Genomic DNA, 14,583 nt, shown 5'->3' on the forward strand with positions numbered 1-14,583 from the left:
CCTCAGGGCCGGCCGGGTCACGAGTCGGAGCCTTCCAGTGCCATCCGGACCAGGCCGGCGACGTCGAGTTCGCGGATCTGGTCCTCGGGCGCGGGCGGCGCGGCCGGGGCGGCGGGCGCCACGGCCGGCGAGCCGGCGCTCGTACGGGCCAACTGGAGCAGCTGGTCGAGCAGGCCCGCCTGACGCAGCTCGTCCAGCGGGATCGCGGCGAGGGCCCGGCGGACCGACTCCTCGTCGCCGCCGTCACCGGCGTCCCCGTCCCCGTCTCCGTCTCCGAAGAGCTCCTCGTAGAGGTGGTCGGCCAGGCCGGCCGGGGTCGGGTAGTCGAAGACGACCGTGGTGGGCAGGTCGTGCCCGGTCGCCGCGCTGAGCAGGTTGCGCAGCTCCACGGCGGTGAGCGAGTCGAAGCCGAGGTCCAGGAAGCCCCGGTCGGTCTCGATCACGTCACCGGAGGAGTGGCCGAGCACCTTCGCCGCGTCCTCCTGCACCATCTCCAGCAGCGCGGCCCGGCGCTCCTCACCGGGCAGTGCCCGCAACCCGGCGAGCAGGTCCCGGGCGACGGGCACGGACGCGGCCGGCGCGTCGGCGGAGGCGACGGCCAGCGCGCGTACGGCCGGCAGGTCGGCCAGCAGCGGGCTGGGCCGCAGCGAGGTGAACAGCGGCTCGAAGGTCGCCCAGTCGACGTCGGCGACGGTGACGCAGGTGTCGCCGGCGGCCAGGGCGTGCCGCAGTCCGGCCATCGCCACGCCCGGCGGCATCACCCGCAGGCCACGGCGGCGCAACTGCTCCGCCGCGCCCTCGGTGAACATGCCCGACTCGGTCCACGGCCCCCACGCGACGGACGTGGCCGACAGGCCCCGGCCGCGCCGCCGCTCGGCGAGCGCGTCGAGGTAGGCGTTGCCGGCGGCGTACGCGCCCTGCCCGCCGCTGCCCCACACCGCCGCGATGGACGAGAAGAGCACGAACGCGTCCAGTTCGACGCCGTCGAGCAGCTCGTCGAGGTGCTCGGCGCCGGACAGCTTCGGGGCGATGACGTACGCCAGGTCCTCCAGGGTGGTCTCGGCCAGCGGCACCACCTCGCTGACCCCCGCGGCGTGCACCACCGCGCGCAGCGGCGGTCCCTCCCGCCCGAGGTCGGCCAGGAGCTCGGCCACCGCGTTCCGGTCGGCGGCGTCGCACCGGGCGACCCGGCAGTCCACCCCGAGGCCGGTCAGCTCGGCGAGCAGGTCGGCCGCGCCCGGGGTGTCGGTGCCCCGTCGGCTGGTCAGCACCACCCGTTCCGCGCCGGCGCCGGCCACCCAGCGGGCCACGTGCCCGCCGAGCGCGCCGGTGCCGCCGGTGATCAGCACCGTGCCCCGGGGCTGCCACGGCGCGGGGTCCCCGGCGGTGACGGCCGGGACGAGCCGCCGTACCAGCACCCCCGACTCGCGGACGGCGAGTTGGTCCTCCACGCCGCCGCCGGTCAGGATGCCGCCGAGCCGCATCGCCGTCCAGGGCTCGAGGTCGGTGGGCAGGTCGACCAGCCCGGCCCAGCGGCCGGGCTGCTCCAGCGCGGCCACCCGGCCCAGGCCCCACAGCATCGCCTGCCGGGGGTTGGCCGGGGCGTCACCGTCGCCGACGCCGACGGCGCCCTGGGTGACGCACCAGAGCCGGGCCGGGGCGTCGAGGTCGACGAGCTGCTGGAGCAGGTGCACGGTCGCGGCGAGGCCACGGGGCAGGGCGGGGTGCTCGCCGTGCGGGGTGTCGTCCAGGCCGAGGAAGGAGAGGATCGACAGTGGCCCGTCGGCCGCGCCGAGCGCCTCGGTGAGGACGTCGGCGAACCCGCCGCACAGCTCGTCGGAGTCGGCGGCGGTGTCCACGGGCACGATGGTCACCTCGGTGCCCAGGGCCCAGGTGCAGGAGTGCAGGTCGGGGTCGTCCGCGCGGTCGGCGGGCAGCAGCACCAGCCAGCGGCCGGGATCCTGCTCCTCCGGGGTCTCCGCGATGGGCTCCCAGACGACCCGGTACCGGCTGCCGTCCACCAGGGCCCGCTCCCGGCCACGCCGCCGCCACGCGGACAGGGCGGGCAGCACGGTGCCGAACGGCTGGTCGCGGTGCACGTCGAGATCGCGGGTCAGCGACTCGAGGTCCTCGGCCTCGACCGCCGCCCAGAAGCGGCGCTCGACCTCGGTGCGGTCGTCCTCGGCCGCCAGGGCGGCCCAGGGCGGCGGCTCCGGCCAGTAACGCTGCCGGTCGAAGGCGTAGGTGGGCAGGTCGACCCGCTGCGCGCCGGTGCCCTCGTAGAGGGTGGACCAGTCCGGGGAGACGCCGTGGGTGTGCAGCGCGGCGACCGCCCGCAGCAGGGTGGTCGGCTCGGCACGGTCCCGACGCAGGGCGGGCACGACCAGGGGGGCCCGGCCGCCGGCCGGGGCGTCCCCGGCCAGGACCGCCTGGGCGAGGGCGGTGAGCACCCCGTCCGGGCCGATCTCGACGTAGCCGGTGACGTTGCGCTCCCGCAGCGCCGCGACGGCGTCGGCGAAGCGCACGGCGTCGCGGGCGTGCCGCACCCAGTACTCCGGCGTGCCGAGCTCCGTCGCGTCGACGGGCGTGCCGGTGACGGTGGAGATCATCGGGATGGCCGGGGCCGCGTACCGCAGCCGTCCGGCGACGGCGGCGAGGTCGTCGAGCACCGGGTCCATCAGCGGGCTGTGGAACGCGTGGCTGACCGCCAGCCGCCGGATCCGGACGCCCCGGGCGGACCACTCGGCGGCCAGCTCCTCGACGGCGTCGCCGGCCCCGGACACCACGACGGCGGCGGGACCGTTGACGGCGGCGACGGAGACCCGGTCGGCGCGCTCGCCGAGCCCGGCGGTCACCTCGGCCTCGGTGGCGGCGATGGCGAGCATCGCCCCGCCGGCCGGCAGCGCCTGCATCAGCCGGCCCCGGGCGGCGACCAGCTCGGCGGCGTCGGCCAGGGAGAGCACCCCGGCGGCGTGAGCGGCGGCGAACTCGCCGATGGAGTGCCCGGCGACCGCGTCGGGGCGGACGCCCCACGCCTCGAGCAGCCGGAACAGCGCCACCTCCACGGCGAAGAGCGCCGGCTGGGTGAACTCGGTGCGGTCCAGCGCCTCGGCCTCGGCGGTGTCGGGCTCGGCGAAGAGCAGCGGCTTCAGCGGGCGGGGCAGGTGCGCGTCGAGGGCGGCGCAGGCCTCGTCCAGCGCGGCGGCGAAGACCGGGAACGCCTCGGCCAGCTCGCGACCCATGCCGGCCCGCTGGGCCCCCTGCCCGGAGAAGAGGTACGCCACCTTCGGCCGCGACGCGGCCACGCCGGTGACCACCAGTGGCGAGTCCTCGCCGGCGCCGAGGGCGCGCAGCCCGGCGCCCAGTGCGACCCGGTCGGCGGCGAGGACGACGGCCCGGTGCTCCAGGGTGGCCCGGGAGGTCGCCGACGACCAGCCGACGTCGACCGTCCGCGGGGCCTCCAGCCCGGTGAGCTGCTCGGCCCAGCGCTCCGCCTGGGCAGCCAGCGCGACCGCGGTCCGTCCCGACAGCAGCACCGGCACCACCGGCAGCCGGGCCGGGTCCCCCGTCGGCGGCTCGGCGACGGACGGCTCCGGGGCCTGCTCCAGGATGGTGTGCGCGTTGGTGCCGCTGATGCCGAACGACGAGACGGCGGCCCGGCGCGGGTGGCCGGTGACCGGCCACGGGCGGCCCTCGCCGAGCAGCTCGACCGCGCCGACGCTCCAGTCCACCTGGTCGGTGGGCTCGTCGACGTGCAGGGTCTGCGGCAGGTAACCGTGCCGCAGCGCCAGCACCATCTTGATGATCCCGGCGACGCCGGCGGCGGCCTGGGTGTGCCCGATGTTGGACTTGATCGAGCCGAGCCAGAGCGGCTCGTCGGCGGGCCGCTCCCGGCCGTACGTGGCGAGCAGCGCCTGCGCCTCGATGGGGTCGCCGAGCTTGGTGCCGGTGCCGTGCGCCTCGACGGCGTCCACGTCGGCCGGGGTGAGGCCGGCGTTGGCGAGCGCCTGCCGGATCACCCGCTGCTGCGACGGCCCGTTCGGCGCGGTGAGGCCGTTGGAGGCGCCGTCCTGGTTGACGGCGCTGCCCCGGATCACCGCGAGCACGGGGTGGCCGTTGCGGCGGGCGTCGGAGAGCCGCTCGACGAGCAGCAGACCGAGGCCCTCGCCCCAGCTGGTGCCGTCGGCGGCGGAGGCGAACGCCTTGACCCGGCTGTCCGGGGCGAGGCCCCGCTGCCGGCTGAAGCCGACGAACACCCCGGGGGTGGACATGACGGTGACGCCGCCGACGAGGGCGAGGGAGCACTCCGAGCGGCGCAGCGCCTGGCAGGCCCAGTGCAGCGCGACCAGCGACGACGAGCAGGCGGTGTCCACCGAGACGGCGGGCCCCTCCAGCCCGAGCGTGTAGGACACCCGACCGGAGAGCACGCTGCCGGCGTTGCCGGTCATCAGGTGCCCCTCGGCGCCCTCGGCGCTGAACATCAGGTTCCGGTAGTCCTGGTAGTTGGTGCCGACGAAGACGCCGGTGGGGCTGCCGCGCAGCGCGTGCGGGTCGATCCCGGCCCGCTCGATCGCCTCCCAGGACGCCTCCAGCAGGAGCCGCTGCTGCGGGTCCATGGCCAGGGCCTCGCGCGGGCTGATGCCGAAGAACCCGGCGTCGAAGTCGGCGGCCCCGGCGACGAAGCCGCCCTCGCGGGCGTAGCTGGTGCCCTCCTTCTCCGGGTCGGAGTCGAAGAGCCGGTCGAGGTCCCAGCCCCGGTCGGTGGGGAACTCACCGATCGCGTCGCCGCCGGCGGCGAGGAGCTGCCACAGCTGCTCAGGGGTGTCCGCCCCGCCGGGGAGGCGGCAGCTCATCGCCACGATGGCGATCGGCTCGTCGTCGTCGGCCGGCGCGGCCGGGGCGGGGGTGGCCACGTCCGGAGCGGCCCCGGTGAGCAGTTCGTCGAGGTGCGCGGCGAGCACCGTCGGGTTCGGGTAGTCGAAGGCGAGCGTCGCGGGCAGCCGCAGGTCGGTGGCGGTGGCCAGGAAGTTGCGCATGTCCACGGCGGTCAGCGAGTCCAGGCCGAGGTCGCGGAAGGGCAGCGTGGCCGGGATGTCGTCGGCCGCGCCGTAGCCGAGCGCGGTCGCCGCGCACTGGCGGACCAGCTCCAGCAGCGTCGCGGCGCGCTCCGCCGCGGCGAGCCCGGCGAGCCGCCGCGCCAGGGCCGACGGTACGTCCGGCTCCTCCTCGGCGGTCTCCGGCGGGGTCGGCCGCGTCGCCTCGCGCACCTCGGCGAGGTCGCCGAGCAGCGGGCTGGGCCGGACCAGGGTGAACGCGGGGGCGAAGCGGGCCCAGTCGATGTCGGCGATCAGGGTGGTGGTCTCGCCGCGGCGCAGCGCCCGGGCGAGCGCCTCGACGGCCAGGTCCGGGTCCATGCCGACCATGCCGCCCCGGCGCAGCCGCTGCTGGGCGCGTTCGTTGTCGGCGGGCAGGCCGGCCCCGCTCCACGCGCCCCAGGCCACCGAGAGGGCCGGCCGGCCCTCGGCCCGGCGCCGCTCGGCGAGGGCGTCGAGGAACGCGTTCGCCGCCCCGTACGCGCCCTGCCCGGCGTTGCCGGTGGTGCCGGCGACCGAGGAGAACAGCACGAAGGCGTCCAGGTCGAGGTCCCGGGTCAGCTCGTCCAGGTGGGCGGCGGCGGCGCACTTGGGCGCGGCGACGGTGTGCAGGCGCCGCGGGGTGGCGGTGTCCACGATCCCGTCGTCGAGGACGGCGGCGGTGTGCAGCACGGCGGTCACCGGGGCGTCGGCGGGGACGGCGGCGAGCAGGTCGGCCACCTGCGCCCGGTCGGAGACGTCGCAGCGGGCCACGGTGACGCGTACGCCGAGGTCGGTCAGCTCCGCCTCCAGCTCGGCGGCGCCCGGGGCGTCCGGGCCGCGGCGGCTGGCCAGCAGGACGTGCGCGGCGCCGGAGCGGGCCGCCCAGCGGGCCAGGTGCCCGCCCAGCCCGCCGGTGCCGCCGGTGATCAGCACGGTGCCGCGCATCCGCCAGGTGTCGTCGGACGCGGTCGGCTCGGGTTCGGTGATCCGGGCGAGTCGGCGGACGAAGACGCCGGACGCGCGCACGGCGAGCTGGTCCTCGCCGTCGCCGAACTGGTCCGCGCCGTCGCCGTCGTCGAACTGGTCCTCGTCGCCGGCGGCGCCGAGCGCCGCGCAGAGCAGGGCGCCGGCCTGCGCGTCGAGGGTCTCCGGCAGGTCGAGCAAGCCGCCCCAGCGGGCGGGGTGTTCGAGGGCGACCGCGCGGCCGAGCCCCCAGACGGAGGCGGCGACGGGGCTCGGCGCCGGGTCGTCGGCGCAGGCCGCGACGGCTCCCCGGGTCGCGCACCACAGCGGCGCCTCGACGCCGAGCGTCCCGAGCGCCTGCACCAGCAGGGCGGTGCCGGAGACGGCCAGCGAGGTCGCCGGGTGCTCCGGGTGCGCCCGCTCGTCCAGGCCCAGCAGCGAGAGCACGGCGACGGGCCCGTCCGGGCCGGGGAGCGCGGCGCGCAGCGCGTCGGCCAGCGCCGCCGGGTCGTCGGTGGCGTCCAGCGCCACGGGTACGACGTCCGCGCCGAAGTTGCCGAGCGCCGCCAGCACGTCGGCGACCAGGGGGTCGTCGCCCAGCGCCGCGGGCACCGGGACGAGCCAGCTGCCGGCGAGCCAGGTCAGCGGCAGGTCGGGCACGGCCCGCCAGGTAACCCGGTAGCGCCACCGGTCGATGTCCGGCGCGCCGTCGGGGGCGGCGAGGAAGACCGGCGGCGCGGGCCAGTACCGGTGGTGGTCGAAGGCGTACGTGGGCAGGTCGACGGCGGCCGCGGTGGGCAGGACCTTCCTCAGGTCGACGGGCAGGCCGATGGCGTGCGCGGTGGCGAGGTTGGTCAGCAGCCGGGTCGCGTCGTCGTCGTCGCGGCGCAGGCTGCCGAGGGTGTGGCCGGTGACGCCGCTGTCGTCGAGGATGGCCGTCACCGGCATCGTCAGCACGGGGTGCGGGCTGATCTCGACGAACGTGGTGTGCCCGGCGGCGACGGCCACCCGGACGGCGGCGTCGAAGAGCACGGTGCGGCGCAGGTTGTCGTACCAGTAGTCCGCGCCCATCGAGATCGGGTCGACCCAGTCCCCGGTGAGGGTGGAGACCAGGCGGGTGTGGCCGACCTGCGGCGTCACGTCGGCCAGGTCCGCGCGGAGCTGCTCGGCGACCTCCTGCACGGCCGGCGAGTGCGACGCGTAGTCGACGGGGATCAGCCGCGCCCGGACCCCCTCGGCCTGGCACGCCTGCACCAGGTCGGTGACGTGCTGCGGCGGGCCGGACACCACGACGGTGGTCGGGCCGTTGACGGCAGCCACGCCGACGCCCGGGAAGGCCGGCAGGCGCTCGGCGACCGCGTCGGCCGAGAGGTCCACCGACGCCATCGTCCCGGTGCCGCGCAGCACCGCCAGGGCGCGGGAGCGCAGCGCCACGGTCCGCGCGGCGTCCTCCAGGCTGAGGATGCCCGCGACGCACGCGGCGCCGATCTCGCCCTGCGAGTGGCCGATCACCGCCTGCGGGGTCACCCCCGCGTGCTGCCACACCGCCGCGAGGGCGATGCCGACGGCCCACAGGACGGGCTGCACGACCTCGACCCGCTCCAGCCACGACTCGTCGTCACCGGTCAGCACCGACACCACGTCGACGTTCAGGTACGGGGCGAGGGCCCGCTGGCACTCGGCCAGCTTCGCGTCGAACACCGGCGTCCGGCCGACCAGACCGGCGGCCATCCGCGCCGACTGGGCGCCCTGACCCGGGAACACGAAGACGGGGCCCGCGCCGGGGCTCGACGCCACACCGGTGACCACGTTCGCGGCCGGCAGGCCGGCGGCGACCGCGTCCAGCCCGGCAAGCAGCTCCTCGGCGGTCGAGGCGACCACGGCGGCGCGGTGGTCGAACGTCGACCGGGTGGCCGCCAGGGACCAGCCGACCGCCGCCGGGTCCGTCCCCTCCCGCCTGCGCAGGTACGCCGCGAGCCGGGCGGCCTGCCCGGCCAGGGCGGCCTTCGACCGGGCCGACACCGGCCAGAGGAACGCGTCGGCGGCGACCAGGCCGGGGGCGGAGCCGGACGGGCGGCCCTCGGTCGGCTCGTCCGGCTGCTCGATGATCACGTGGGCGTTGGTGCCGGAGATGCCGAACGAGGAGACGGCTCCCCGCCGCACCCGGCCCGCCTCGGGCCACGGCCGCGCCTCGGTGGCCAGTTCCACCGCGCCGGCCGTCCAGTCGATGTGCGGGGACGGCGCGTCGACGTGCAGCGTCGCCGGGACGAGGCCGTGCCGGATGGCGAGCACCAACTTGATCACGCCGGCCACGCCCGCGGCGGCCTGGGCGTGGCCGATGTTCGACTTCACCGAGCCGAGCAGCAGCGGCGGGGCCTCCCCCCGGTCCTGCCCGTACGTGGCGATGAGCGCCTGCGCCTCGATCGGGTCGCCCAGCTTGGTGCCGGTGCCGTGCGCCTCCACGACGTCGACGTCGGCGGTGGAGAGCCGGGCGGAGGCGAGGGCCTGGCTGATCACCCGCTGCTGCGCCGGCCCGTTCGGGGCGGTCAGCCCGTTCGACGCGCCGTCCTGGTTGACGGCGGAGCCGCGTACCACCGCGAGGACGCGGTGGCCGTTGCGGCGGGCGTCCGACAGCCGCTCGACCAGCAGCCAGCCGACGCCCTCGGAGAACCCGGCACCGTCGGCGGCGGCGGCGAACGACCTGCACCGCCCGTCCGGGGAGAGGGCGCGCTGCCGGCTGGATCCGATGTAGAGGCCCGGGGTGGCCATCACGGTCACCCCGCCGGCCAGCGCCAGGTCGCACTCCCCCGCCCGCAGCGCCTGCACCGCGAGGTGCAGCGCCACCAGCGACGACGAGCAGGCCGTGTCGATGGAGACGGCGGGCCCCTCCAGCCCGAGGGCGTACGACACCCGGCCCGACGCGACGGCCGCCGCGCCCCCGGTCATCGAGTGCCCCTCGTCGCCGTCCGGCGACACCATCAGCAGGGTGCCGTAGTCCTGCCCGTTGGTGCCGACGAACACCCCGGTCCGGCTGCCGCGCAGCGAGGCGGGGTCGATGCCGGCCGACTCGACGGCCTCCCAGGACGTCTCCAGCAGCAACCGCTGCTGGGGGTCCATGGTCAGCGCCTCGCGGGGCGAGATGCCGAAGAAGGCGGAGTCGAAGTCCCCGGCCCCGTCGACGAACCCGCCCTCCCGGGCGTACGAGGTGCCCGGGTGGTCGGGGTCGGGGTGGTAGAGGCGCTCCAGGTCCCAGCCCCGGTCGTCGGGGAAGGGGGCAACGGCGTCCCGGCCGTCCCGCAACAGCTCCCACAGGTCGTCGGGGTTGCGCACCCCGCCGGGCAACCGGCAGCTCATCGCCACGATCGCCACCGGCTCCAGTTCCTGGGACTGTGCCTCACTGAGCCGGCGGCGGGTGTCGTGGAGATCAGCCATGACCCGCTTGAGGTAGTCGCGGAGCTTGTCTTCGTTGGCCATCGGAGTGCCGCTTCCTCGAAAGGGACGGGAGAGAGCTGGAGCTGGAAGGTCAGGAGATGCCGAGGTCCTTGTCGACCATCGCGAACAGTTCGTCGTCGGTGGCGTCGTCGAGGTGCCGGCCGATGTCGGCGCCACCGCTGTCCTGGGCGAGCCGGGAGAGCATCGCCTGCAGGCGTACGGTGGCCCGCACCCGGGCCGCCTCGTCCCGCGCCACCACGTCGAGGCTGTCGGCGATCCGGTCCAGATCGTCGAGGAGGGCGGTCGGGGTGACCACGTCGTCGTGGGCGACCTCGGCGAAGAGGTACTCCGCCAGGGTCGTCGGGGTCGGATAGTCGAAGACCAGGGTGACCGGCAGGGCCACGCCGGTGGCCGAGCCGAGCCGGTTGCGCAGCTCCACGGCGGTGACGGAGTCGAAGCCCAGCTCCCGGAACGCCCGGTGCTCGTCCACCGACTCGGCGGACGGGTAGTTGAGCACGGCGGCGACCTGGCTGCGCACCAGGCCGAGCAGCACGGCCTGCCGGTCGGCGGCAGGCAGCCCGGCGAGCCGCTCCTGCAACGAGTCCGGGCCGTCGCCGGCCTCCACGCTGGCGACCTTCTCGGCCGTGGCGAGCCGCCGCACGTCCGGCAGGTCGCTGATCAGCGGGCCGGGCCGGGTGGCGGTGAAGGCGACGGAGAACCGTTCCCAGGCGATGTCGGCGATGGTGAGGAACGCCTCGCCGTGGTCCACGGCCTGGTGCAGCGCGGTGATGGCCGCGTCGGGGGTCATCTCGGGTACGCCGTGGCGGTGCAGCAGCTCGCCGAGCGGCCCGTCGGCCATGCCGCCGCCGGCCCACGCGCCCCAGGCGATGGAGGTGGCGGTCAGGCCGAGGCCACGGCGGTGCTGGGCGAGCGCGTCGAGGAACGCGTTGCTCGGGGCGTAGTTGCCGACGCCGGAGCTGGCCACGCTGCCGGCGAAGGACGAGAACATGATGAACGCCGACAGGTCGAGGTCGAGGGTCAGCTCGTGCAGGTTGTACGCGACGTCGACCTTGGCCTGGAGCACCCGCTCGATCTGCTCCGGCCGGATGTCGTTGATCATCGCGTCGTCGAGCACGGCGGAGGCGTGCACGACCGTGGTGAGCGGGTACTCGACGGGGATCGCGTCGATCAGGGCAGCCAGCGCGTCGCGGTCGGAGGCGTCGCACTCGACCACGGTGGCCTGGGCGCCCAGCTCGGTGAGGTCGTCGACGAGCTGCTGCGCGCCCGGCGCGGCCATGCCCCGCCGGCTGACGACGACGATGTTCTCCACCCCGCTGCGGGCCAGCCAGCGGGCGGCGTGCCCACCGAGCGCGCCGGTGCCGCCGGTGACCAGCGCCGTGCCGTACGGCTGCCACGGGTTGGCGGGCTGGCTGTCGCCGAGCGGGACCCGGGTGAGCCGGCGGGCGAGCAGGCCGCCGGGGCGTACCGCGATCTGGTCCTCCTCGCCGGCGGCCGTGAGGGCCGCGACCAGCAGGTCGGCGCAGCGCTCGTCGACGGCCTCGGGCAGGTCGACGAGGCCGCCCCAGCGCTGCGGGTGCTCCAGCGCGGCGACCCGGCCGAAGCCCCAGACCAGCGACTGCACCGGGGAGCGCAGCAGGTCGGCCATGCCGACGGAGGCGGCACCGGCGGTGACGCTCCACATCGGGGCGCGCAGGCCGACGTCGCCGAGGGCCTGGAAGAGCGCGACGGTGGCGGCGAAGCCGCCGGGCACGGAGGGGTGCAACGGGTGGGCCAGCTCGTCGAAGGCGAGCAGCGAGACCACGCCGGTCACCTCGGCGGCGGCGTCGACGCCGCCCGGTGCGGCGGCGAGCGCCTCCTGGAGCAGCTTGCCGAACTGGTCGCGGTCGACGTCGGGGGTGGAGACGGGAACCTCGACGAGGGTCGCGCCGGCCGCCGTGAACGCCTCCACGCAGGCGTCCTGCCAGGGCTCGATGATGTCGCCGGTCGGCATGACCACGATCCAGGTGCCGGTCATGCCCCGGTTGGCGACGCCGGTCAGCGGCTTCCAGGTGTCCTGGTAGCGCCAGCTGTCGATGTCGGACTGCCGGCGCCGCTGCCGGCGCCAGGAGGTGAGCATCGGCAGGGCCGGCAGCAGCGCGTCGAGGACCTCGTGGGCCGGGGTCTCCTCGGTGGCGATGGTCTCGGCGAGGGCGGTGACGTCCCCGCGCTCCACGGCGGCCCAGAAGCTCGCGTCGCTCGGGTCGCCCGCACCCGCGGCCGCCAGCAGGCTCTCCAGGTCGGGGCCGCCGCTGCCGTCCAGCCAGAACCGCTGGTGGTCGAAGGCGTACGTGGGCAGCGGCGCGACCTCGGTCTCGGCGAGGACGTTCGCCAGGTCGACGGGCAGGCCGATGGCGTGCGCGGTGGCGAGGTTGGTCAGCAGCCGGGTCGCGTCGTCGTCGCCGCGGCGCAGGCTGCCGAGGGTGTGGCCGGTGACGCCGCTGTCGTCGAGGATGGCCGTCACCGGCATCGTCAGCACGGGGTGCGGGCTGATCTCCACGAACGTGGTGTGCCCGGCGGCGATCGCCACCCTCACGGCGGCGTCGAAGAGCACGGTGCGGCGCAGGTTGTCGTACCAGTAGTCCGCGGTCATCGCGGCGGGGTCGACCCAGTCCCCGGTGAGGGTGGAGACCAGGCGGGTGTGACCGGCCTGCGGGGTGACGTCGGCCAGGTCCGCGCGCAGCTGCTCGGCGACCTGCTGCACGGCCTCCGAGTGCGAGGCGTAGTCCACCGGGATGAGCCGGGCGCGCAGGCCCTCGGCCTGGCACGCCGCCACCAGGTCGGCGACGGGCTGCGGCGGGCCGGACACCACGACGGTGGACGGGCCGTTGACCGCCGCCACGCCGACGCCCGGGAAGGCCGGCAGGCGCTCGGCGACCGCGTCGGCCGACAGGTCCACCGACGCCATCGTCCCGGTGCCCCGCAGCACCGCCAGGGCACGGGAGCGCAGCGCCACGGTCCGCGCGGCGTCCTCCAGGGTCAGGATGCCCGCCACGCACGCCGCGCCGATCTCGCCCTGCGAGTGGCCGACGACCGCGTCGGGGACGACGCCCGCCGCGCGCCACACGGCCGCGAGGGCGATGCCGACGGCCCACAGGACCGGCTGCACGACCTCGACCCGCTCCAGCCACGACTCGTCGTCACCGGTCAGCACCGACACGAGGTCCACATCGAGGTACGGGGCCAGGGCCCGCTGGCACTCGGCCAGCTTCGCGTCGAACACCGGCGTCCGGCCGACCAGACCGGCGGCCATCCGCGCCGACTGGGCGCCCTGACCCGGGAACACGAAGACGGGGCCCGCGCCGGAGCTGGTGACCGTGCCGGTGACGAGGTTGGCGGCCGGGTGGCCGGCGGCGAGGGCGTCCAGCCCCGCGAGCAGCTCCTCGGCGCCGAGCCCGACCACGGCGGCGCGGTGGTCGAACGTCGACCGGGTGGTCGCCAGGGACCAGCCGACCGCCGCCGGGGCGAGGTCGCCGTGCTCGCGCACGTGCCGCGCGAGCCGGGCGGCCTGGCCGGCGAGGGCGGGCTTCGACCGGGCCGACACCGGCCAGACGGTCACGTCCGAGGCGACCAGGCCGGGGCGTCGCGCGGGCGCGACGGCGGTGACCTCGACGGCCTCCTCGCCGTCGACGGCCGCCGGGTCGGCGACGCGCGGCCGGTACTCCTCCAGAATCACGTGCGCGTTGGTGCCGCTCACGCCGAACGACGAGACGCCGCCGCGGCGGGGACGGTCCAGCTCCGGCCACGGCTTGGACTCGGTGAGCAGGGAGACCGCCCCGGCGGTCCAGTCCACGTGCGGGGAGGGCTCGTCGACGTGCAGGGTCTCCGGCATGACGCCGTTGCGCAGCGCCATCACCATCTTGACCAGCCCGGCGACGCCGGCGGCGCTCTGGGTGTGGCCGATGTTCGACTTCACCGAGCCCAGCCAGAGCGGCCGGTCGGCGGGCCGGTCCTGCCCGTACGTGGCGATGAGCGCCTGCGCCTCGATGGGGTCGCCGAGGGTGGTGCCGGTGCCGTGCGCCTCGACCATGTCGACGTCGGCGGTGCCGAGCCGGGCGTTGGCGAGGGCCTGGCGGATGACCCGCTGCTGGGAGGGGCCGTTCGGGGCGGTGAGCCCGTTGGACGCGCCGTCCTGGTTGAGGGCGCTGCCCCGGATCACGGCGAGGACCGGATGGCCGTTGCGCTCGGCGTCGGCCAGCCGCTCCACGACGAGCACGCCGCCGCCCTCGCCCCAGCCGGTGCCGTCCGCGCCGGCCGCGAAGGCCCTGCACCGGCCGTCGACGGACATGCCGCGCTGCCGGGAGAAGACGACGAAGACGCCGGGGGTGACCATCACGGTGACGCCACCGGCGATGGCGAGGTCGCACTCGCCGCGGCGCAGCGCGTTCACGGCGAGGTGCAGGGCCACCAGCGAGGAGGAGCAGGCGGTGTCGACGGTGACGGCGGGGCCGTTGAGGCCGAGGGTGAACGAGATCCGGCCGGACGCGACGCTGGTGGTGTTGCCGGTGCCGATGTACATGTCGACGCCCTCGGGCACGTGCGGCAGGCCCATGCCGTAGTTCGAGGTGCTCAGCCCGACGAAGACACCGGTGGAGCTGCCGCGCAGCGACAGCGGGTCGATGCCGGCCCGCTCGATGGCCTCCCAGGACGTCTCCAGCAGCAGCCGCTGCTGCGGGTCCATGGCGAGGGCCTCACGCGGCGAGATCCCGAACAGGGACGGGTCGAAGTCACCGGCGCCGTCGAGGAACCCGCCGATGCGCGTGTAGCTCTTGCCCGGCTTGTTGGGGTCGGGGTCGTAGAGCGCCTCCAGGTCCCACCCCCGGTCGTCGGGGAACTCGGTGAGCGCGTCCCGGCCGTCGGCGACAAGCTCCCACAGGTCCTCTGGCGACCGGACGCCACCGGGGAAGCGGCAGCTCATCGAGACGATGGCCAGGGGTTCCTGGTCGCGCGCCTCGACGGTCTGCAGCTTGCGCTTGGTCTCGTGCAGGTCGGCGGTGACCCGCTTGAGGAAGTACCGCAGCTTGTCATCACTCATCGGGTGGCCCCTGCCTCGATC

2 protein-coding genes are annotated in these 14,583 nt (G+C 76.1%); both read right to left on the minus strand.

Annotated elements, in window-relative coordinates; all coding sequences use genetic code 11:
* Nucleotides 1-17: 17 nt before the first annotated feature.
* Nucleotides 18-9,512, minus strand: a complete 9,495-nt coding sequence (locus AB0G08_RS16290) for a type I polyketide synthase (RefSeq protein ID WP_358088020.1) — start codon at nt 9,510-9,512, stop codon at nt 18-20.
* Between the two features lie 49 nt (nt 9,513-9,561).
* Entirely contained in the window at nt 9,562-14,562 is a 5,001-nt protein-coding gene (locus AB0G08_RS16295) for a type I polyketide synthase (RefSeq protein ID WP_358088023.1), read from the minus strand.
* Between the last annotated feature and the right edge of the window lie 21 nt (nt 14,563-14,583).

The organism is Micromonospora sp. NPDC023644 (assembly GCF_040640115.1).
Classification (GTDB): domain Bacteria; phylum Actinomycetota; class Actinomycetes; order Mycobacteriales; family Micromonosporaceae; genus Micromonospora.